The organism is Tannerella forsythia 92A2 (assembly GCF_000238215.1).
Taxonomy (GTDB): Bacteria; Bacteroidota; Bacteroidia; order Bacteroidales; family Tannerellaceae; genus Tannerella; species Tannerella forsythia.
In genome coordinates, this window is record NC_016610.1 from 122,752 (window position 1) to 146,302 (window position 23,551).

At 41.8% G+C, this 23,551-nt stretch carries 18 protein-coding genes; 12 read left to right on the top strand and 6 right to left on the bottom strand.

What is annotated here, in order from left to right; all coding sequences use genetic code 11:
* Positions 1–3: 3 nt before the first annotated feature.
* The 11 genes from BFO_RS00500 to BFO_RS00550 all read left to right on the top strand — a co-directional run bounded on the left by BFO_RS00500 (position 4) and on the right by BFO_RS00550 (position 12,346).
* Positions 4–975: a TraB/GumN family protein gene (locus tag BFO_RS00500; RefSeq protein WP_157755260.1), complete on the top strand. Its 972-nt coding sequence runs from the start codon at positions 4–6 to the stop codon at positions 973–975.
* 9 nt (positions 976–984) lie between these two features.
* Positions 985–2,106 (top strand): quinone oxidoreductase family protein, encoded by a 1,122-nt coding sequence (locus tag BFO_RS00505; RefSeq protein ID WP_080561752.1) that lies wholly within the window; start codon positions 985–987, stop codon positions 2,104–2,106.
* 216 nt (positions 2,107–2,322) lie between these two features.
* Positions 2,323–4,545 carry a lantibiotic dehydratase family protein gene (locus BFO_RS00510; protein WP_041590506.1) on the top strand — a complete coding sequence of 741 codons (2,223 nt, stop codon included), beginning with the start codon at positions 2,323–2,325 and terminating at the stop codon, positions 4,543–4,545.
* Complete coding sequence (locus BFO_RS00515; protein WP_041590507.1) at positions 4,542–5,426, top strand: thiopeptide-type bacteriocin biosynthesis protein; 885 nt, start codon at positions 4,542–4,544, stop codon at positions 5,424–5,426. Before BFO_RS00510 ends, BFO_RS00515 begins: the two co-directional genes overlap by 4 nt.
* Positions 5,419–7,626, top strand: a complete 2,208-nt coding sequence (locus BFO_RS00520) for a peptidase domain-containing ABC transporter (RefSeq protein WP_014223587.1) — start codon at positions 5,419–5,421, stop codon at positions 7,624–7,626. The genes BFO_RS00515 and BFO_RS00520 overlap by 8 nt, the downstream gene beginning before the upstream one ends.
* Before the next feature lie 10 nt (positions 7,627–7,636).
* Positions 7,637–8,950: an HlyD family secretion protein gene (locus tag BFO_RS00525; protein WP_014223588.1), complete on the top strand. Its 1,314-nt coding sequence runs from the start codon at positions 7,637–7,639 to the stop codon at positions 8,948–8,950.
* Position 8,951: 1 nt separating this feature from the next.
* A complete protein-coding gene (locus BFO_RS00530; protein ID WP_014223589.1) occupies positions 8,952–9,653 on the top strand; it encodes a lanthionine synthetase LanC family protein in 702 nt (233 codons plus the stop codon).
* Positions 9,644–10,414 (top strand): galactosyltransferase-related protein, encoded by a 771-nt coding sequence (locus BFO_RS00535; RefSeq protein WP_014223590.1) that lies wholly within the window; start codon positions 9,644–9,646, stop codon positions 10,412–10,414. Before BFO_RS00530 ends, BFO_RS00535 begins: the two co-directional genes overlap by 10 nt.
* Positions 10,411–10,971 (top strand): hypothetical protein, encoded by a 561-nt coding sequence (locus tag BFO_RS00540; RefSeq protein ID WP_014223591.1) that lies wholly within the window; start codon positions 10,411–10,413, stop codon positions 10,969–10,971. Before BFO_RS00535 ends, BFO_RS00540 begins: the two co-directional genes overlap by 4 nt.
* A gap of 433 nt (positions 10,972–11,404) precedes the next feature.
* Positions 11,405–11,629, top strand: a complete 225-nt coding sequence (locus tag BFO_RS15415) for a hypothetical protein (protein ID WP_141728938.1) — start codon at positions 11,405–11,407, stop codon at positions 11,627–11,629.
* A 36-nt stretch (positions 11,630–11,665) separates the two neighbouring features.
* The gene (locus tag BFO_RS00550; RefSeq protein ID WP_014223593.1) at positions 11,666–12,346 is read left to right on the top strand and encodes a glycosyltransferase family 25 protein; all 681 of its coding nucleotides are present in this window, start codon (positions 11,666–11,668) and stop codon (positions 12,344–12,346) included.
* Between the two features lie 119 nt (positions 12,347–12,465).
* Here BFO_RS00550 and asnS read toward each other — a convergent pair whose 3' ends face one another.
* The 6 genes from asnS to BFO_RS00580 form a co-directional block, all read right to left on the bottom strand.
* Positions 12,466–13,863, bottom strand: coding sequence for an asparagine--tRNA ligase (gene asnS / locus BFO_RS00555; RefSeq protein ID WP_014223594.1), 1,398 nt, complete (start codon positions 13,861–13,863; stop codon positions 12,466–12,468).
* Positions 13,864–13,885: 22 nt separating this feature from the next.
* Positions 13,886–15,184, bottom strand: coding sequence for a pseudouridine synthase (locus BFO_RS14690; RefSeq protein ID WP_014223595.1), 1,299 nt, complete (start codon positions 15,182–15,184; stop codon positions 13,886–13,888).
* Between the two features lie 85 nt (positions 15,185–15,269).
* Positions 15,270–16,613, bottom strand: coding sequence for an adenylosuccinate lyase (gene purB, locus BFO_RS00565; protein ID WP_014223596.1), 1,344 nt, complete (start codon positions 16,611–16,613; stop codon positions 15,270–15,272).
* A 264-nt stretch (positions 16,614–16,877) separates the two neighbouring features.
* Positions 16,878–17,858, bottom strand: a complete 981-nt coding sequence (locus BFO_RS00570) for a helix-turn-helix domain-containing protein (protein WP_041590510.1) — start codon at positions 17,856–17,858, stop codon at positions 16,878–16,880.
* A gap of 136 nt (positions 17,859–17,994) precedes the next feature.
* Entirely contained in the window at positions 17,995–19,209 is a 1,215-nt protein-coding gene (locus BFO_RS00575) for a YncE family protein (protein ID WP_014223598.1), read from the bottom strand.
* Positions 19,210–19,229: 20 nt separating this feature from the next.
* Positions 19,230–21,605 (bottom strand): TonB-dependent receptor, encoded by a 2,376-nt coding sequence (locus BFO_RS00580; RefSeq protein ID WP_014223599.1) that lies wholly within the window; start codon positions 21,603–21,605, stop codon positions 19,230–19,232.
* A gap of 199 nt (positions 21,606–21,804) precedes the next feature.
* On the opposite strand from BFO_RS00580, the gene BFO_RS00585 reads away from it, so the two are divergent.
* Positions 21,805–23,550 carry an ABC transporter ATP-binding protein gene (locus BFO_RS00585; protein ID WP_014223600.1) on the top strand — a complete coding sequence of 582 codons (1,746 nt, stop codon included), beginning with the start codon at positions 21,805–21,807 and terminating at the stop codon, positions 23,548–23,550.
* The last annotated feature ends 1 nt before the right edge of the window (position 23,551 follow it).

The following is a 23,551-nucleotide window of genomic DNA, read 5'->3' on the forward strand; positions in this document are numbered from 1 at the left end:
AAAATGAAGAGAATCATAATTGCCCTATTTTTACTTTCGTCCTTTTCAACAGGGATTTGTTCGGCTCAATCGACACAAGAGGCCGAATTGGATAACAATGAAAACAGCTTACTTTGGAGAATTTCGGGCAACGGTTTACAACATGATTCATATCTTTTGGGAACGATGCACAATGTTGGTCGCACGTTCTTGGATAGTATTTCGGGATTCAGAAAAGCTTTTAAGGCGGCTAAACAGGTGGCAATTGAATGTGATGCTTATGCTTTGGATAATCAGGGAATGGATCTTGCTGAATATGTTTACATGCCCCAAGACAGTACTTATGCAACATTATATAGCGATAGTGACTTTCAGTTTGTCGATTCAATACTAAGAGAAGGGAATCCTCAATATTTCAAATACAAACCAATGTTCTGGTGTTCGTTCTTCACGAGTATGATAGCCTTTCAAAATATTAGAGGGAAAGAGACGGGTATGGATCGATTTATTTTACTAATCGGGGAGCAAAATTACAAAAAGACACTCTTTATGGAAACCTTAGAGGAAGTAAATAAGAGAACCGTTTATTTGGATTCTCTTAGATATTCGATCAATCTGAAATACCAAGCCGCCTCTTTAAAAGCAATATTGCAATATCCTGAAACGTTTTCTGCTTCGATGAATCTTGCATCCAAATTATATAAAGAGCAAAGCATGAGCAGCTTGATGGCTATTGATTCGCTGAATAAACAAAACATGAATTTTTCAGAGCTCGAAAACATTCAAAATGAAGAGAAACAACATTTCAAAAAAATGATGGAACACTTTTTTGAAATATTAGGCTCCAGACGCAATGAACAATGGATGAAAAATATTATTCCGATGATTCATGAAGATTCTTCGCTAATCGCGGTCGGAGTGGCACATCTGATTGGCCCCGACGGATTAATTGCCAAGTTAAGAGATCGTGGATACAAGGTTGAACCGATGAGATAATGCTAAGTTATGAAAACAGTTGCGATATGTAATTCCTGTATGCAAGATGTTGCTTGTGATAGTTTCTTTGATAAATTTCTCATCGATGAACATAAACTTACTGTATCTTTATTAGAAGTGCCTGATCCGGATTTTACGTCTTTATTCACCTCACACTCTGTTGTGGTTAAAGTACAAGCTTTTTCGTGTAATTACCGTGATCGTTCATTAATGCATTATTTTGGAGAACAATGTATGGCTTTGAGTGGCAATCAGAAATATTTTTATTCACCAGTCGGGTCGGAATTTGTAGGCCAAGTGGTAAAAGTCGGCTCCGAGGTTCGTTCGTTACATCCCGGTGATCGTGTTATGTCAGATAATAGCTATCCATTTAAACCGGATGGGAGTATCGGTGGCGTAAGTACAAACTTTGCATCGCAAAGATTTTTACTGCTTTTGGAACATCAACTAATAAAAGTTCCGGATACAATGTCGGATGAAGTTGCAGCGGCTTTCTCTCTTTCTGCACAAACAGCATATAGCATGGTAAGAAAGGCTGATCTGAAAGATGGTGATAATGTTTTGATTACTGCATTAACTTCTAATACATCATTAGCAATAGTTGAAAGGCTCAAGTCGTGCAATGCGAATATAAATATATATGGGATGTCTTCTAAAGCCATATCACTGAGAAAATATATAAAAGAATGGGGATTAAAGGATATCTATCTCCCTCCTTTTTTACAAGACAGTCAATTCGGTGAGAATGATTGTATCGATAAGAAATTTGATGTTATCTTTGATCCATTCATTGATTTGTATTTCACGGATTTATTAAATCACATCAATTTTAACTCCAAATACATATTCTGCGGTTTTTACCAGCAACATCCTTCATACAAAGGAATGAAGGTATTGCCCCGGAACTCTCTTTCAACAATGTATGGATCATGTATAATACATAATATGTCCTTAATAGGCAACTGTTTGGGAGGTAGAGAAGACTTGGAAAAGGCCCTTTCTGATTTTTCAGACGGCAGATTTTGTATGAATATAGATTCTGTGTACACAGGCAATCAGTTGGTAGAATTCTTTCAGAAATCTTTTCTTAAAGAAAGAATCGGGAAGGTAGTATATAAGTATATGGATTGATAAGTTGTTGATTGAATTAATTTATTGTTATGTTCACTTTGCATATGATGTATGGAAAGTATTTGCGGATTAAAAAAATGGAAGAATGAAATAAAATATATTGCTCCATGATACGAACGATTTATCTACTTATACATCTTTATTGACTCTAATCGGCAGTGGATAAATGCTGTTCTGCTGTTATCTACCCGATGTCATTTACATAAGAAACCCAAAATGGAATATAATGACCTTTTACAAAAAAAAGATATGATATTTCGGCCTTTTGATAGATTTATTTACCGATTGCCTACATTTCCTTTAACTTATTTAAGAAACATTCTTGAGGGGAAAAAAAGTATGTCTGCATGTTTCTCTGATAACCGTGTCAAAGAAGCTGTTTATATAGGTTCTTCTGATTTATATAAGGAGTTGGAAAAATTATTTAGCAGTAAAGTAAAGGACGAGGATCGGAAAAATGGTATTGAAATTTCTTTTATGAAGTATTTGAGTAGAATGTCAACTCGTTGTACCCCATTCGGACTATTTGCCACTTCTTCTGTAGGCAATATAGGAGAGGTTACTCAATTTTCTTTAGACGATGAGATAAGCAGGTGCACTCGATTGGACATGTACTATCTGTGTGCATTGGTACAGAATATATTAAGTTTACCGGATGTGAAAAGAGGAGTATTATATTATCCGAATAATACACTTTACAAAGTGGGCAAGTACATGCGCTATATCGAATATAAATATTCAGATAAGAGACGAATGCATACTATTTCGTCTGTTGAACGATCGAAATATTTAGATACAATATTGAAGAATGCGGCTAAAGGAGTAATGATTGGGGAATTATTAAGTTATTTCAGTGAACAAGGAATAGATGAAGAGGAAAGTTTATGTTTTATTGATGAGCTGATAAAATCTCAATTGTTAGTCAGTGAATTGGATGTAATGGTAGTGGGTGAAGAATATTTGAAAAAGTTCATAATGACTTTATGTAAGATGCGTTTAGAAGATAGCACCCGAGAATTAGTCGATTCTCTATGTTGTATAAATAGCTGGTTGGAAGAGATGGATACGGGAAAACTTAATCCGTTGCATGGTTATCACCAAATAAGGCAAATGGTTAATCAAATGCCCGCTACTTATACTGAAAATTTTCTTTTTCAGGTAGATGCAACAAGAAAAAATACAGTAGCAACATTAGGAGAATCAGTAATTGCTGAATTAAAATCAGTTATCTCTTTTTTTAGTAAGCTGGGAAGTACAGAGGTATCACCATTGGATAGTTTTAAAACGGCTTTCTACAATAGATATGAGGAACGTGAGGTTCCTTTGGCAATAGCATTAGACTCCGAATTAGGAATTGGTTATCCGTTGGGGCACGGAATAGGAGACATTTCTCCTATTGTGGACAACCTGATTTTGCCTCCTCAAAAGAAACAAGTTGCGAATATTGCCAATGTGCAAACGGTGTTGTTGGAAAGACTGATAAAAGCTGAAAGAGAAGGAGCAAGCGAGATTGTGTTTTATCCTGAAGAGTTTAAATCGGTGCCGGAAAACTGGAATGGATATCCCGAAACCTTATATGCATTATTTCAAATAATCAGTGTAAAGAATGATAAACCTCTATTAAATATAAGAACCATAGGAGTATCTGCCGCTAACCTGCTGTCGCGCTTTGCTCATTTAGAACCTGAAATAGATAAGTTGGTAAAAGATATTTCAAGGAAAGAGAGTGAATTAGTGGCAGACGGCATATTGGCGGAAATTGTACATTTGCCCGGATCACGAGTTGGCAATATTCTGTCACGACCACATTTGCGAGAATATGAGATCGTGTATCTTGCTAATTCGGATTTGGTAGAAGAAAAGAAAATATATATTGATGATCTGATGCTTTCGTATAGAGGAGGAGAATTAGTTCTGCGTTCTAAGAGATTGAATTGTCGCATAATACCGAGGTTAACAAGTGCGCATAATTATTACAATGACACATTGCCTGTTTATCGCTTTCTATGCGATATGCAACATCAGGGTAAGCGCACTTTTTTGGGGTTTGATTGGGGGGGCTTGGCTGATAAACTTTCTTATAGACCAAGGGTACGATATGGAAACTCCATCCTGTCTTTAGCCGCATGGAATATTAAGCAAGAAGAGATTGCAGCGTTTTATCAAGTCTTTGATAATGAATTGGTAATTAAGGTGTTGAATTGGCGCAAAAAAAGGAATATTCCGGTATATGTGCTATTATCTGAAGGTGATAACGAACTTTATATAGATTTTGAGAGCCCGATTAGTATTCGTGCTTTCTTGTCTACGGTCAAAAAACGTACGACCTTTCAACTATTGGAGTTCATTTTCCCTCCAGATAATCTAATCGTTGAAGGAAGAGATGGAAAGTATTTGAATGAATGTATTGTTGGATTTTATAGAGATTCAAAAAAATGAAAGAGGTTCAAAGAACATTTATACCCGGGAGTGAATGGGTATATATAAAGGTATATACTGGCAGTAATACGGCAGATAAAATGTTGGTTAATGAATTGTCGAAGTTCATTTCGGCGTTGAGTAGGAAAAAATATATTGAAAAATGGTTCTTTATTCGATATTCAGATCCGGATTTCCATCTGCGTGTTAGAATAAAAGTGAGAGATTGTATGTTTATAGGAGAGGTTATTCGATTATTTTATCATTATTTTAAAAAAAGAGTAACTGACGAAAGTGTTTGGAAAGTTCAGTTGGATACATATAATCGTGAATTGGAAAGGTATAAAAAGCATTTAATGGAGTTGACCGAAACAATGTTTTGCATTGATAGTAATTATATGCTGAAAATATTGAAAATATTGGATGGAATGCCTCAGTCTACCAGATGGCTAATCGCTGTAAAGATGATTGATGTTTTACTTATAGATTTCGGTTATGACTTACAACAAAAAAAAGAACTGTTGGAGCGAATGGATAAATCATATAAAATGGAATTTGGCTTTACTGAGTTTAACTCCAAACAATTTAATGTGATGTATCGAGAACATTCTCATGAATTAGAAGAAGTACTTTGGAATAAAAAAAAAGATGAAAACTATCAAACATTGTATGAGATAATAGAATTTCGCTCAAAAGAACTGAAAAAGATCGCGTTGCAACTAATGAAAGAGGATAAGAATAGAGAGATGGCAACACTGATTGGCAGCTATATTCATATGATGTTAGTTCGTTTGTTTTGTTCGAAAAACAGGATATATGAATTGATCGTGTATAATTTTATGCATAGGCTTTATGCAAGCCATATGGCTCGTATGAAATGTTTAGTCAATGCTCATGATTAAGAAGTTCCCTCATTATCTTCAACCTGACTCCATGGACTGTGGCCCCACATGTTTGCGTATGATTGCCAAACATTACGGGAAGAACTTTTCATTACAAACACTTCGGGCTCGCTCATTTATTACTCGCGAAGGAGTATCTATGCTTGGTATTAGCGATGCTGCGGAATTTATTGGTTTTCGTACAACAGGCGTACGAATATCTTTTGCTCAATTGCTTGAAGACGTTCCGTTGCCCTGCATATTACACTGGAATCAGAATCATTTTGTAGTATGTTATGCTATAAAAAAAGTGCAAAAGGAATATAAAATTAGTGTTGCAGATCCAGCAAACCAATTGATTACTTATACAGAACAAGAGTTTAAAAAGTGTTGGTTAATGACTAAAGAAGGCGGTGAGGATAAAGGAGCCGCTTTGCTTCTTGAGCCTGGTCCCGAATTCTATGAGCAAGAAGATGAGAAGCAAGAAGGTATGAAGGGATTGTTATTTTTTGCAAAATATCTGACTCCTTATAAGAAGCAATGGATTCAACTGCTGTTGGCAATGATAACAGTAAGCGGATTACAGCTTATTTTCCCATTTTTGACCCAATCCTTGGTTGATATTGGAATACGAAATAGCAATTTGAACTTTATTACATTGATTTTGATTGCTCAAGTGGTAATATCAATATCTCAATTATCAGTGGAATTCATCCGTAGTTGGATACTGCTGCACATGAACACGCGTATTAATATCGCTTTGATTTCCGACTTCTTAGCTAAATTGATGAAGTTGCCACTCCATTTTTTTGATACGAAAATGATTGGAGATATCATGCAAAGGATAGGTGATCATAATCGGATCAAGTCATTTCTAATGGGTTCATCCATTGGTACTCTTTTTTCTTTTGTTAATTTTTTTATTTTTGCTTTCATTCTTGCTTATTATAACCTGGTGATACTCCTTATTTTCTTAGCTGGTAACACCCTCTATGTTTGTTGGATTCTTGCTTTTATGAAGTTTCGCAGGGAGCTTGATGTTCGCCGCTTCGCACAAGCTGCTAGTGAACAAAGTAGCTTGATTCAATTGATTACTGCCATGCAGGAAATCAAATTAAATAATTGTGAAAAACAAAAGCGCTGGCAGTGGGAGCGGATTCAAGTGAAGTTATTTAAAATAAGTGTTAAGGGATTGGCCGTGGGACAAGTGCAACAGGTCGGCTCGATCTTCTTTAATCAAACCACTAATATTGTTATCTCGTTTTTGGCAGCTAAATCTGTCGTAGAAGGGCAGATGACACTCGGTATGATGATGTCTTTGACTTACATCATAGGGCAGTTGAGTGGCCCGATTGGTTCGTTTATCGGTTTTGCACAACAGTCGCAAGATGCCAAAATTAGTTTGGAGCGGTTGAACGAAGTGCACGGCAAGGAAGATGAAGAAAAAGCGATTGAAAATAAACTGGCCCTTCTGCCCGACAAACGAGACATTACATTGGAAAACGTGTCGTTCAGTTACGACGGTGCCGACCGTGATTATGTATTGGACGACATCAGTCTGCATATTCCACAGAACAAAGTTACGGCTATTGTGGGGGCCAGCGGCAGCGGGAAAACGACCCTCATTAAGCTCTTGCTGGGTTTCTATGAACCCAATAAAGGGAGCATTAAAATCGGTGAGACCCCGCTGACCGTTATCAATCCGCACCTCTGGCGCAGTAAATCGGGCTCGGTGATGCAAGACGGATTTATATTTTCCGACACCATCGCACAGAATATCGGTGTGGGCGACGATTATGTGGATATTGAGAAACTGCGTCATGCGGTTACCGTGGCCAATATCCGGGACTTTATCGACTCTCTGCCGTTGGGATACAACACTAAAATCGGGATGGAAGGAAACGGCATCAGTCAAGGACAGCGTCAACGTATCCTGATCGCCCGCGCCGTGTATAAGAACCCCGAATTTATCTTTCTCGATGAAGCCACCAACGCGTTGGATGCCAATAATGAAAAAGAAATCATGAAACACCTGCACGAGTTTTACAGGGGTAAGACGGTTGTGGTGGTTGCGCATCGATTAAGTACCGTAAAAGATGCGGATAAGATCGTGGTGCTTGATCAAGGTAAAGTAGCTGAAGAAGGTACACACGAAACATTGACGGCATTGAAAGGGAAGTATTATGAATTGGTGAGAAATCAGTTGGAGCTGGGGAGATAACGAATGGAGTATGGAAAAGGAAGAGAAGAAATACAAAGAGATCGAGCTTCGTAGCGAGGAGGTGCAGGAAGTTATGGGCGAAATTCCACCGTGGATTCTCCGATGGGGGATTACCACACTTTTTGCTATCGTGATGGCTCTGTTGACCGGCAGTTGGTTTTTCAAATACCCCGACACCATAAAAGCAGAAATAACGGTAACCTCGTCCGACCCGCCCGTCAGCATTATTGCTCGCTCTTCGGGGAAAATAGATGATATCTTTATCAAAAACAATGAGGCGGTTGAATGTCAGGCGATATTGGCAGTGATCCAAAATCCGGCAAAAACCGAAGACATGCTGGAACTGATAAGTAGGATGAATGCATGGAATATCTACGGATATTCGGAAGAAACCGTGCGAAGATTCTTTAACGGCCCCTCCTTGTCATTAGGGAATATTCAGGCTGCTTACGCCTCTTTTTTAAGCAGTTTAAATGATTATCGAAACTACAAAACGCTGAACTATTATCCTCAAAAGATCGCATCCCAAAAAGAGCAGTTGGTTACTCAAAGAGAATATTATAATCGCATTCTCAAACAGGCGCCTGTCATGAGCGAACAGTTTCGGACATCAAGGAATATCTTTGACAGGGATTCTATTCTTTTGGCTAAAAACGTTATTTCGGAGAATGAATATGACGTCTCCAAAAACAGTTTCCTGCAAAACAAACAGTCTTATCTCTCCTTCAGCGCTTCATTGAAACAGTCGGAAGTTCAATTGATGAAGGGAGAAGAGAATTTGCTCGATTTGCAGCAACAGGCAACCGAATTGGAACGGAAATACCGGCTATCGCTCCAAAATGCCGTAGAAGCATTGAGTGCGCAAATCAAAACGTGGGAGCAGAATTATTTATTGGTAAGCCCCATTGCAGGTACTGTTAATCAAATGGGTGTGTGGAGCAACAACCAGAACGTAAATACGGGAGAAACCGTTTTCACGGTTATTCCCGTACGACAAGACCAACCCAAAGGTAAAGCGTTGCTACCCGTTCAGGGAGCAGGGAAAGTAAAAGTCGGTCAACGGGTCAATGTGCGCATCAACAATTTTCCCGACCAGGAGTTCGGTTATCTTATCGGGAGAGTGGAGAGTGTTTCAAATGTCCCTACGGCAGAGGGGTTTTATGTGGTGGAAATAGATTTTCCGAAAGGAATGGATACGAATTACGGAAAGACGCTGCCCATCACCCGCCAGATGTTGGGAAGTGCGGATATTATTACCGAAGATTTGCGGTTAATCGAACGCCTCCTTATGCCGATAAAGAAATTATTAAAAAATCAACAATAACATGGAAAAACAACGTGGGTTCTTAAAGAATTATACCGATCGTCTGATAGAGAAAGGAAAATGTTTCCCCAATATCGGCCTTTGGGACGGTAAAATGGGGATTGCCGTTTATCTGCTGCATCTTGCCCGGATAACGGGAGAGGAGAATTACGAACATCAGGCAGATGAATTTATGGATACGGTTTACGAACAACTGGCCGAACGAATTTCTATCTTTTACGGTGACGGATTGTTGGGGATCGGATGCGGTATCGAATATATGATCGAACACGGATTCATCGAAGGAGACAGTGATGAAATTCTTGCGGAGATAGATATTGTCGCACGAAATATCGTCGACAGAAGACCGATAGAATCCCTCCCTTTGCAAGACGGCGTTTGCGGTGTGGGATATTATTTATACCGGCGGCTGAAAAAGAAACCGGACAATGATGAGAGCATGATAACACTTAAACTCAAAGAATATTTGATTTATCTGATTGATTGGGTAGAGGAATTATTGCTGAAAACGAAAGATAAAAATGACTACAACGATGTTTATTTCTTGTTGTGCCGATTGCATAAGTTGGATGTGTTTAACCATAAGATAAAGAGGATGATGAGTTTTTGTCTCCGGAAGTTTGTCGATTTTAACATTCCCGTATCCGATCGCTATGAATTATTGGGAATAGAATCATTGAAAATTTTAAAGCCATGGATATAACCTCGGAACTTACGATTGTCATTCCCGTACGTGTTGATTCCTATGAGCGGAAAGAAAATCTGGATATGGTTTTATTGTCTTTGCTTGAGATGACAGAGGCGTCCATAATTATTTTGGAAGCGGATATGGAAAAAAGATATTTTTTCGATGAATGGAAAGAGAGAGTAAAATTTATTTTTATTCATGATAAAAATATTGTTTTCCATAGGACACATTATCTGAATAAACTCATACAAATGTCCGGAACAGATATTGTCGGAGTGTGGGATGCGGATGTTATTTTGCATCCATCACAAATAAAAGAAGGGACAACGGTGGTTAAAAATGGTACAACATTATGTTATCCATATGATGGACGTTTTCTTTTTTTAGATATAGAACAAAGCAATAATGTTAGAAATAACATTCTCTCTTTTTCTTATGACAAAAATAAAGAAAGTATGACGGTACCTGTTTGGGGCCGTCCCTCTGTCGGAGGAGTATTTATCATAAATAAACAGCGTTACCTGCAGGCCGGCGGTGAGAATGAAAACATTTACGGATGGGGGCCTGAAGATGTCGAACGTGTCAAACGCATGGAGATTCTGGAGGAACCTGTGGAACGGGTCTCCGGTCCTCTGTTTCATCTATATCATCCGAGAGGGATCAATTCGACCTTTGGACACGATGAGAGGGATAGGAACAATCTGAAAGAACTCATAAAAGTGTGCAAAATGAATACCGAAGAGCTTCGTAAATATATCAAAACATGGAAGTCATGAAAAAGACACTCATCTTAGTGGGAAATAAGCCTCCGTATAGAATCGGATTGCATACATTGATCGATTCTTTCGATTATGTACTCCGGATAGGACGGATGAATAACCTGGGTGTAGCCGGCCGTAAGATCAACGGCATATACATAGAGGCAAATAATGTGTTTAAATACATTTTTCATGGTGGAGAAAACAAGGATGAAATCAAAAAAGCTCAAAATATCTTTATGCATAAATATTGGTATGAGCATTTTCGGGAATGGGACACTTTCTTGACAAAAAGGCAATACGAATCGGTTGAAATTATAAATGATGAAGATGCGATTAAAGCAATCGGTTTTGAACGCCCGACGAGTGCCGTCTTTATGTTGGCTTACCTGCTGAATTCACGATGGAAGGAATATTATGACATTCATATTACTTGTCTCGATGTAGAAGGTCGGGCTGAACTAATCGATCATAATCCGTATTGGAATTGGCACAAGGGAGCGGGAGTATATGAAGAAAATTACCTGAAGAAATTAATCGATCATGGAATTATTACACGAGTCAGAGATGAATAATATTCCGATATTGATTCCTGTAAAAGGAATCAGCCGGAGATGTCCCGGTAAAAATCGAAAACTTCTTCCGTATACAGCCGATTATCTGTTACGACAAAATTTAATAAAAAATGCTGTTGTTATATCTGATGATCAAGAATTGGGTGATTTTGCTTCGAGATTGGGATTCAAGACGAATGTAGAGATAAGGAAAGAGGGACAAGACGAGTTGAGTTCCTGCCGTAACGTTATTAAAAATTCGGATTATGAGGCATTTATTCTTCTTCCCGTTACACAGCCATTCAGGGAAATAGATTTGATTCGGAAGTGTTGTTCGTTATATGCCCAAGTGAAAAATGAGATTGATTTTGTTACGTCTTTTGTCGAAGTCCCTGACAGGGAACGGTTTTATTTGGAGTTTGCCGGAAGCGTTCCGGCATTCAGAAATAAAGACATGAAGAGAAAAGGAGCCTTATGCGAAACCATTCCCATGATAGACGGAGCGATATATCTGATTAAGTCGGCTTTTATTTGTGAGGTCGCTATGTCGACAGATCCGAACAAAGCCTTTTGGACAGGGCGTTTCCGTTGCATAAAGAATAATGTTCCGTTCATGGATATCGATACCCCGGATGATATGGCAAAGTTCCAATTCCTTAAAGAATATTTTACCTATTGAGTATTACACAAATCGTACATGTTAATAAAGAATGCTATGGAGGCAATGAAAAAAGGATCGGATTTCTATATTCCGACTTATGTCATTAATATGAAAGAGCGTCTCGACCGCAAAAAACATATCATAGGCGAATTCAAAGGGCGGGATGAATTTGACGTGACATATATCGATGCATGTACGCATACGATCGGAGCGGTCGGACTTTGGAACAGTATTGTGAGGATTATCAGGCTTGCTATAGAAAACGAAGATGATGTAATCGTTATCTGTGAGGATGATCATTATTTTACTGAAGATTACTCTAAGAACTTTTTAATTGAAAATATTCTTGAAGCACATGAACAAGGAGCTGATGTTCTCTCCGGCGGTATCGGAGGTTTCGGCTATGCTGTTCCCATCGCAAGAAACCGTTACTGGGTAGACTGGTTTTGGTGTACGCAGTTTATCGTTGTGTATAAAAAGTTCTTCCGGAAAATTCTGGATTATGCGTTTAAAGAAAATGATACGGCGGATGGAGTGATCTCGCAAATCTCAAACAATAAAATGGTGCTTTATCCGTTTATATCCAGACAAAAAGAGTTTGGGTATTCTGATATCACACAGAATAATAAAGATAATCCCGGTTTAATCACGCAGCTTTTTCAACAAGCAGATGCTTATCTTTCTGCCATTCATAAGGTTTCGAACTTCTATAATTACTCGAATTCTTTTGAATGATAAGATTTAAAGGTTGGGAGCACTGAATGAATGTATTAGCTAAAAGATAAATTTCTCTCCCCCCTTATTTTATTCGTGTTCTTCCGAACACAAGAAGAGAATAAGGGAGGGGGATTTTCTTAAAACTCTGCGTTCTTCGGGGTGCGTGGGAACGGCATTACATCGCGGATGTTAGACATTCCGGTGACGAACAGTAATAACCGCTCGAAGCCCAGTCCAAATCCGGCATGAGGACAAGTTCCGAATTTACGGGTGTCGAGATACCACCACATATCCTTCATCGGGATGTGGAGCTCTTCGATGCGTTGGAGCAGTTTGTCGTAGTCTGCTTCACGCTCCGACCCTCCGATGATTTCGCCGATCTTCGGAAACAGTACATCCATGGCACGAACTGTCTTCCCATCTTCGTTCTGTTTCATATAGAACGCCTTGATCTCTTTCGGATAATCGGTCAGAATGACGGGACGTTTGAAATGCTCTTCCACGAGATAGCGTTCATGCTCCGAGGCCAGATCGGCTCCCCAATACACGGGGAATTCGAATTGATGTCCTTTGGCCACAGCGTCTTCGAGGATGCGTACCCCTTCCGTGTAAGCCAGACGTACGAAATCGTCTGTCAACACGCTTTCCAGTCGGTTGATAAGTCCCTTGTCGAACATATCGTTGAGGAATTGAATATCGTCGCGGCAATGGTCTAAAGCCCATTGCACACAATATTTGATAAACTCTTCCGCAAGGTTCATGTTCTCTTCAATTTCGTTAAAAGCCACTTCCGGCTCAATCATCCAGAACTCGGCCAAGTGGCGCGGAGTGTTCGAATTTTCAGCACGGAACGTAGGCCCGAACGTGTAGATGGCTCCTAATCCCATGGCCGCTAATTCACCTTCCAACTGTCCGGAAACCGTTAAGCTCGCCTGCTTGCCGAAGAAATCGTCGTCGTAATTGACAGACCCGTCTTCGTCCTTTTTTACCTGCTTCAGGTCTTGTGTCGTAACCTGAAACATTTGCCCTGCGCCCTCGGCGTCGGAGGCCGTGATAATAGGCGTATGGAAGTAGAAGAAGCCTTTCTGATGGAAGAACGTGTGAATGGCCATGGCCATGTGGTGGCGGATGCGGAATACGGCGCCGAAGGTGTTGGTGCGGGGACGCAAGTGAGCGATCTCCCGCAGGAATTCGAGTGAATGTCCTTTCTTCTGCAACGGGTATGAGTTCGGGTCGGCAGCGCCGAGCAGTTCGATCCGATCGGCCTGCACCTCGACATGCTGTCCTTGTCCCTGCGACGGCACGAGTTTTCCGCTGACACGGATACATGATCCGGTCGTGACCTGCTTCAGGTTTTCTTCACCCAGCTTCTCGATATCTGCAACCACTTGCAGGTTATGGATCGTCGTGCCGTCATTCAGTGCGATAAAAGTCACCTGCTTACTGCCTCTTCGCGTACGTACCCAGCCGCAGACATCTACGTCTGCGCCGCACGCATCGCTTTTTAATAAGTCTGTAATCTTTGTTCGTTTCATTGTTAGTTACCTCCTGTAATACTTATTCAAATGCTCCCATACGCAGAGCATTTACTTCCTGTTCGTTCAGATAGCGCCATTTGCCGCGGCCCAGATTCTTCTTCGTCAGCCCGGCAAAATACACGCGGTCAAGTTTGGTCACGTGATAGCCGAGTGCCTCGAACATACGACGAACGATACGGTTTCGTCCCGAGTGAATCTCGACCCCGACCTGTTTTCTGTCGGTCTCGCTGGCGTAGCTGATCGCATCGGCATGGATTTCACCGTCTTCCAGCTCTAATCCGGTGGCCAGCTTTTCCATGTCTTCTACGGCCACTTCCTTATCTAACCACACGTGGTAGATTTTCTTCTTCTTGAACGACGGGTGCGTCAGTTTCGAAGCCAGATTGCCATCGTTCGTCAACAGCAGTACACCGGTCGTGTTACGATCCAGACGGCCGACGGGGTAGATACGTTCATGGCAGGCATTTTTGACAAGGTCCATGACCGTTCGGCGATTTTGCGGGTCATCGACGGTGGTCATGCAGTTTTTCGGCTTGTTGAGTAAAAGGTAGATTTTACTTTCGATGCGTACCGGCTGGTCGTGGAACATGACCTGGTCTTTCCGTGTAATCTTTGTGCCGAGTTCTTTCACTGCTTCACCGTTTACTTTTACGACGCCGGCCTGGATAAATGCATCTGCTTCGCGGCGTGAACATACACCGGCATTGGCCAGAAATTTGTTCAAACGGATCGGTTCGTTCGGATCGGTCAGTTCTTCTTCATATTTCACCTGTTTCTGGAAGTTGAACTTCATGTTCGGGCGTGCACCTTTCTTCGTTTGTTTCTTCGGCTTGCCTCCCGGTCGGTTGTTGCTTCCGGGTACTCCGGGACGCCGTTCGTTATTTTTCGGTGCACGGAAATGCCCGCCTTCATTCCCTGTATTCGGCACATAGGGACGATGTGGCCGGCCTTCGGGCGACTGCGAATAGGACGGCATATAAGGATGGCGTTCGTTCCCCTCCGTATCGGCGCTGTGAAGCGGCCGTTCTTCTTCCTGCGAATAAAGGTCGGCCTGCCGATAAGAAGTTCTTTCCGTGAAAGGGCTACCGTACGAAGGTCGGTTATAATCAGCCATACGACTGTCTCTGATACGCGGACGGCGTTTAGCGACCGGGCGGTTTGCTCCCTCCATCTGATAGCCTCCGCCATCTCTCGTAGCGCGGTAAGCAGGCCTCCGTTCTTCCTTTTCGTTACGCGAAACACTGTCCCGTTGATTTTGATTTTCCGGGTTTTCACTTTCTGGACGAGGTTGGCGTCCGTCTTTTTCTTCTAAATCCATACTAAATAGTAATAATTGATTGTTAAACGTATTTGTACAGTCTCCCGACTGTTTTTTAATGGTTATTCTGTTTTTTGTTTCTGTTTTATATTCCTGTATAATTATGTGGAGTCACAGCTCTCAACTCTTGTTTTACGGTCTCACTCAGATCGAGCGAGTCGATAAACTGTGCAATCGATGAGGCGGTGATCGTTTCGTTGGTGCGTGTCAATGCTTTCAGTGCTTCATACGGTCGGGGGTACCCCTCACGGCGCAGAAGGGTTTGAAGGGCTTCGGCCACGACGGCCCACTGCGTATCCAGCTCGCGCGATATGGCCGGTTCGTTCAGCAGCAATTTGCCGAGTCCTTTCATCAAGCTCTTGAGTGCGATCTCGATATGAGCCAGCGGCACGCCGATGTTACGCAATACGGTCGAGTCTGTCAAGTCTCTCTGTTGCCGAGAGATCGGCAGCTTCATACTCAGATGTGTAAGTATGGCATCGGCCATGCCGAGATTTCCTTCGGCATTTTCGAAATCGATCGGATTGACCTTGTGCGGCATCGCCGACGAGCCGACCTCACCCTCTTGGATCTTCTGCCTGAAATATTCCATCGAGATGTACTGCCACATGTCTCGACAAAGATCGATCAGGATCGTATCAATGCGTCGCAAGCCGTCGCAAAGTGCTGCCAGATTGTCGTAGTTCGATATTTGGGTTGTCCATGCTTCGCGCTTCAGTCCGAGTGTTTCTTCTACAAACCGATGTCCGAATTTCTGCCAATCATACTGCGGATAAGCCACATGATGCGCGTTGAAGTTGCCCGTTGCTCCGCCGAACTTGGCCGAGATGGGTACGGCCTTGAGCAGCGTCAATTGCTGCTCCAACCGATAGACAAACACTTGAATCTCTTTCCCCAGACGGGTAGGAGAAGCGGGTTGTCCGTGCGTTTTCGCGAGCATCGGAATGTCTTTCCATGCTTCAGCATAGTTTTTCAGCTTGGCGATCACTGCTTCGATACCGGGGAAATAGACCGCCGTCAACGCCTCTTTCAACGAAAGAGGAACGGCGGTATTATTTATATCCTGTGAAGTCAGTCCGAAATGAATAAATTCTTTATATGCCTGTAACGAGAGCGTATCGAATTGTTCTTTGATAAAATATTCGACGGCTTTCACATCATGGTTTGTCGTCTGCTCAATTTCTTTCACCCGTCGCGCATCGTCGTACGAGAAATCAAGATAAATCCTCCGCAAGGCCGTTTTGACATGGTCCTTATTCAAAGCTTGTACAGGTGGCAGAACCTCCGCCAACAAACAGAGGTATTCGATTTCTACGCGTACACGATACCGAATCAGCGCAAACTCCGAAAAATAGGCAGCCAGCGCTTCTACCTTGTTCCGATAGCGTCCATCTATCGGAGATATAGCTGTCAAAGCAGAAAGAGTCATTCCTTATGAATAAAATTAAGGTACAAAGATAGTGCTTTTCTGTAAATAACAACGACCGTATGCCATAAAAATCGGGGGCGGCACGGTCGATTTTCAGTGGTCCAATCAATATTTTGTGGCATGAGACTTTTTCGAGACTATACGCATTGCATGATTGCCGTAGCACGCGAAATGTCGGATGAACCTTTTTGCAGGCAAAGTTTGGAAGACTGTTTAGGGTAAAATAACCATTAAATGGCAAGCAATATCCCTATTACATTAAACTCACAGGGAATCGAGATATTGCTTGGGTTTTATTCTGTGATATTTGTGGAAAGCCTCCGTGAAGTGGCTGAGATTGGCATATCCAATCTTATAACCGACTTCAGATACAGAGTAAAGACGAGTGGAAAGCAATCGTTTTGCCCATTCCATCTTTTCGGATAGGGCATACTCGGCAATCGCCTTTCCGATAACCTGCTTGAAGCATTTTTGTAGTTTGGAACTGCTCATGGCAGCTTCACGTGCCAACTCGGGAATACTCGGTACGTTGCTCAAGCTTTGTAAAATCTGACGACGGACACGGAAGACAGCCTCCACATCGTTCAAATTTAAGTTGGAAAGAGATTTTACTTCCGAACGCTTTTCGAGTTTTTCAAGGAATATCGTCAGCAGTTCTATTGCCTTTCCGTGCAGATGGAGGGGAGAGAAAGGTGCATCGCTTTTGGCTATCGCCTTGATGCCATACAATACTCGTTGCATCGCAGGTGTGATAGTCTCGAAGAGATAAAAAGACTTGTCCGACTGGAGCAATCGCCCTATGTAGGTTCCGTGAGCTGTATCCATTTGCTCTATCCAATCCTTGTTAAAAGTCAATGTGATATTTTCATACTGTCGTTTGGGTGCGAAAGTCCACTCCGTGGGGATATTACTTGAAGGCATAAAGATACCATCGAGTGTATCCACCCCGACCGTCTTCGTGCTTGTCCCGATAATCTGCTCGTGTTTATGCTCGTTGATATAGAACATCACAGGAATCCATTTCGAGTTTTCCACGGAGCGACGCACCATTGTCATCGATTCGTATGATAGGAAACTAATGTAGGTCAATGTGAGCCACGGCAACGGATAGTATTGTTTGAAAAAACCGCTGCCCACCGAAGATGGAACGGTAAAACCGTTATCCGTTACCGATGTGCCGAATTGTTCAGCAACCATCTCAATCCAATCTTCAGGTTTATTGATCGCACAAAATTCTATTGTCATATGTTTTTTTTGCAAAGATAATGATCAATCAGGATAAAAGATGAAGAATTTGCTGATTTTTACCCGTACTGATAATATAAAGATAAAACAAAGAGGGAGATAGAACCACTAAGCAACAATCTCCCTCTTTTGTTCATTATTCGAATACGAGTAGACTTGACGGTACACCAACAGTCGTAACCACAGGTTTAGGTGAGCATGCGCCTGTTGTTGGATTATAGGTATAGTAACCTGTTCCTTCCTTGCAAGTCATGCCAAAAACTATTTCATCTTTCCATTTACCATAAGTAAAGCATCCCATACTTGTAGTTAGAGGAAGATTGATTTTCTCAATGGTTTTATTCCGTACATCAATTTTGACAGGTTGATAATTAAAGTCAAGAATAGATGATTGCATAGGGTCGTCGTGCGTTGTAAGAGAAGGGATATTAACACATGCGTACACAATCCCATTACCTGCATAGTGATAATAGAGTATCCAACTGTGTGGTTTGTCAATACCTGTTGCAGGGGTTTTTGAAAGTTGGAAGTGGTAATCCTTATCCCATTCATCTGTTCCATTCTTGATACGTACAAAACCATCCTTCAAAGGATTATTGCCTTCCATGCCGAGGCTGTAGAAATATATATCTCCCAATTCGTCAGTGAAAGCAATCGTGTGTCGGAACAAACCAACAAATCCTACACGGTCGTCTTTTATAACTTTCTCTACTTGATTAGTTTTCAAATTGATGATGGCTACTTCCGCTCCAATGCCCGGATAGGCAGTATATCGCGTTTGCTTCTGTTGAAGTGCCACATAGAGTTTATCCTTTGATTTGGAGAGAACTGCACAGCCAGGATCTGGATTATTATCTTTATAAGCATACTCAGAGAGATCGATTTCTGCCGTTTGCTTCATCGTTTGGATGTCGAGAATGCTGATTTTACCACGTTGGCTGAGTACGACATAAGCTTTCCCATCATTAGAAAAGGTGATTTCTCCGGGAGCTGACCCCTGTCCGAAAGTCACGGATTCTCCCCTCATGAGATAACCATTAGCATCACGTGTGAATTTATGAACTTTATCACCTCCGTTTCCATCAGCGACAAGCACCGTATTTCCTTGTGCAAAAGGGTAGGCGCCGAAAGCAAATTCAAAAGCTTTTTTGTTGTCCACTGCCTTTTGAGTAAGGTCTGCAAATGTACCTAAGTAATCGATTTTCTGATCGACCGTGTTGAAACAAACAAAATGCTGTTTCGTTTCTTCAGGTTTTGGGGTTGGCTCATCATTCTTATCGCATGATGTTAAACCGAATGCTCCGATAAACATAGCCCACAAAGCTATGTGCTGAAATGTTGTTGTTTTCATTGACTTTATTATTTATTGAGTTAAAAAATCCCTTTTGAAAATACATATCTAAATTTGATGTGAAAGGTGCGTCCTGCCAATGGACGCCGGAACTGATCCCACACTTCTTTGTCTGCGATATTATGGCATTCCAAGGCAATGGAATATCTATTCTTATAGGTCATTAAAACACCGATGTCATTGGTGAAACTACGAGGAATACGACGCTTCTGTTGTTCAGTCAGTTCCCAGAAATAGAAGAATTCTTCAGTGAATTTTCCATCCCAAAAAGCTTTGACATGCCAATTTTTCAACAAGTTATCACTGTGATACTCTGCTCCGAAATTGGCAAATAAATAGGGAATGTTTGGCACACGCATCCCCTTTGTTGGATTCGGAGTAGTGCTATGAGGCAAATAGTCAAGCACGTCACGTACGTCCTGATAGGTAAAGTTGGCATAAGCGTATACTGATGGAGTAATATCTGCTTTCAATTCTGTTTCAAAGCCTTTAATACGGACTTTTTCTGCATTGACGTATCCTGCTGCCATGTGCTGATGTATGAGTTTTATCATATCGCTAACTTGCATATAAAAACCGTTTACTTCGAATTGAAGTCTTGACATCCCAAAAACCTCGTTTTTATCTATCAGGAATCCCAAGTTAAAGTTGTGGCTTTTTTCAGGTTTCAATCCCGCAGCAGGGAATGTAATAATACCATCCCCGAATAACTCTTTTGAATTGGGAAGGCGTATTGCCCGTTGGTAAGATGCTTTTAGATGAAATCCGTTGAAAGGTTCGTATTTCATCGCCTCAATCCAGCCGAACTGCAAAGCTGTGTTCTCTTTTTGTTTTGGAGGTGTTGAAATTTCATATGAAGTCAAATCGTCTATTTTCGAATGCAAATAATAATGTTTTGCAGATAACATGTTAGTTAGTTTACTATTGAATAGTTTTGCTTCATAAGTAAGCCCAGACACAACACTTGTTTTCTTTCTTGGAAAGCCAGCCACTTCAAATCCTGCATGTTTGCTGGCAAGGTCATCCTTCGGTTTTTCATGTGCGTAATTGAGCAAGACATTGAGGTTGAGATTGTGATTGGACGAAATTCTGTAATCGAAATTGATACGTTCATTGAGTTCAAAAAACTTATCGTCTGAAGCATGAGGAACACTTCCCGTCTCTCCTTGACCGTTGGGAGCGGGATAAACATTCCCTTCGAAGTCATGATTTACCCGTGCAGTATCCACAAAATTGTTCGTCGTATGCGAGAGGGAGAAATGCGATTCGAAGTTAAGACGATTGTTCAGCATTCCACTTTTTATCAGCTTGTTTTCGAGCATAAACATACCAGATTTGTTTTCAGCGTGCTGGATATTCTTCAATACTCCTTGTATCTCATTGAAACGGTTGTAATACCCGAACTCGGTACTAATCTCATCGAACCAAAGTTTTGTGAAAGCGACTTTCCCTTTCAGCATATACGAACGAAAACGGTCGTGGTCTCGCTTCACCAACAGGTTCTCTCTTTCAGGAACTCTAAATGAGTAATCATTCTTTGCCGATGTATAATAACCTCCCGCACCGAGCAGAATACCGCTCTTCGGAAAGTTCTTGCGCGAGAAAACACTTCCTTTGTGTGTCTGGTAAGAACCCTGTTCGTACGAAGTATCCAAATAGTCCGTACTGAACTCTTTCGTAACGATATTGACCGCACCACCTAATCCATCGCAACCGAAACGTGCAGGGATAATGCTTTTATATACCTCTATCCGTTCGATAATGTCTATTGGAATCTCATCAAGAGAAAAGACTCCGTCCGAAGTATTCATCGGAATACCATCCCAAAGAATCTGAATGCGGTTTCCCTCCAAACCGTGAACGATAATCCTCGAACTGCTTCCCAATCCACCTGTCTGCCCGACTTTCAAACCAATGGTCTTGTTCAAGATGGTTTCTAAAGAAACAGAGCGACCTTGCAATTCCTTAGCGTTTATCACTGAAACCGCTTCGGGCGACTCTCTGATAACCTGTACTTTCGTTTTTCCGAAGACCTCCACATTTGCCAACTCTGTTGCATTTGGGTAAAGTTTTATGATGTAACGTTCCCCATTTGCCGTAATCGTTTCGGTAATTGTCTGATAACCTACATAACTCACTCTTAGTACAAGTTTTTGATGGGCAGGGATATTTAGTCTCGCCACTCCTTTTCTGTTGGTGGTTGTACCGTTCTTGTACGAAGGGTCGTTCAGACCTTTCCATTGCACCGTGGCAAATTCTATACTGTTTCCATTCTCTGCATCAATAACTTTTATTTCGATGGAATGCTGTTGTGCGAACATCGGATAAGCCCACAGCAATAGGATGCTGACGATGAGCACTTTTTTGTATAAATGAACTATTGAGTCGATTGACATATCTTATCTGTTTATGAAAACCCGTGCAAAATTACCCACCTATAAAACAGATAAATAACCCTACTATTCACACCTATACCCCTATTGAGTCATTCTGCTTTCAATATGTCGTTTTCGGGCAGTATTGTATTCATTCGGGGTATTTTACCCATGTATGTCTCCGTACTTTTGCTCCTCAGAAAATCAAAACGACAGATATATGGATAAACAAAAAATCAAACCTCTCGAAGAGGAACGGGAGAGCCGCAGTCTGCTCTCCAATGCTGTGGTCGTACTGCATCTTGTCTTCGGTACGCTGCCTTTACTGCTTGTGGTGTGGGCGGTGGATAGTCTGATGGATGGTACGCTCACTTCTACAATGATTTTGGGTGTCGGAGCAACAATGGTACTGTTTGCCTTGTTTCATGGCATCTTCTACGGAACTTCGATTTGGAGGGCGCATCGTTCGGCTTATAACGCGCTCACCCGATTAAGAATGCGCATCGTGAGCCATCTCGGACGGCTGCCTCTCGGTTTCTTTCAGGAACGGAAAGTGGGTGATTTGGTGAACATTATCAATCATGACGTGGAGCAAATCGAGATTTATTTGGCACATGGACTGCCTGAAATCCTCTCGGCAACGCTTTTTCCCGCCTTACTTTGGGTGATTGTCATGGTATTGGATTGGCGGCTGGGACTATCACTCGTATCACTTCTTCCATTGGCGTTTCTCTTACAGATAGCGGTCAAGAGTCTGTGGAGTAAAAGCTTTCACCATTTCATGGAAAGCACGAAAAAGATGTCAGAAGACCTTTTGGAATATGTGGCTACAATACCGGTCGTCAAGGCATTCAGCCACGAGGAGACCCGAACAGAGCGAGTTCTCGGTGGTATGCGCGACTATATCCGCTGGGTGAAGCGGAGTATGTTCAGCGTTACCATGCCGATGACGCTCATCACGATGTTTTTAGAGGGCGGTATTGTGATGATGACGCTTGTCGGTCTATGGCTGATGAGTTCGGGCGAACTGACCGTGGCACGTTTTATTCTCGCCCTGATATTGGGCGGACTGTTCTCGTCTTCCTTTGCCAAACTAGCTACGTTCCAGCATTTCAGGATTGTCTATGGGCAATCTTTGGCAAGGGTGGAGACGATTACAGAAAGACAAGCAAAAGATATGGTAGACAGGGATACGGACTTCATGCATACCGATGTCAGTTTCGAACACGTTACATTCGCCTACCCGAATAAGAAAGACAGAGCCTTGTGTGATATAAGTCTGCAGTTTCCCAAAGGAAGCCATACGGCTATTGTGGGCGAATCGGGTTCAGGCAAAAGCACATTGGCAAGTCTAATGATGGGTTTTTGGCAACCACAGTCGGGAACCGTTCGACTGGGCGGAGAAAATCTCGCAGAACTCTCCGAGCGCAACATTGCGGATTCCTTCTCAATGGTACAGCAGGAAGTCTTTCTTTTCAATACGAGCATTCGGGACAATATCCGTATCGGCAAACCCTCCGCCACGCAAGAGGAGGTGGAAACAGCGGCGCGAAGGGCACGCATACACGACTTTATCGTGGGACTGCCCAATGGTTACGATACGTCGGCAGGTGAAGCGGGTGTAAAATTCTCCGGTGGAGAGAAACAGCGCATTTCCATTGCCCGAATGCTGCTCAAAGACTCGCCGATTGTCATTCTCGACGAAGCCACCGCTGCCTTAGATGGAGAGAATGAAAAACTCATCCAAGAGGCTTTGGGCGAGTTGCAACATAACAAAACCGTCATCACTATTGCCCATCGTCTCAATACGATTCAGGATATGGAGCGTATTGTTGTGATGGACAAAGGGCAGGTTGTCTCAAAAGGAACACACCAAGAACTGATGAAAGACTGTTCTCTGTATCGTGACATGACGGAAACGCAGGAACGAGTAAGCAAATGGCAATTGAAAGAAGAGGAGGAATAAG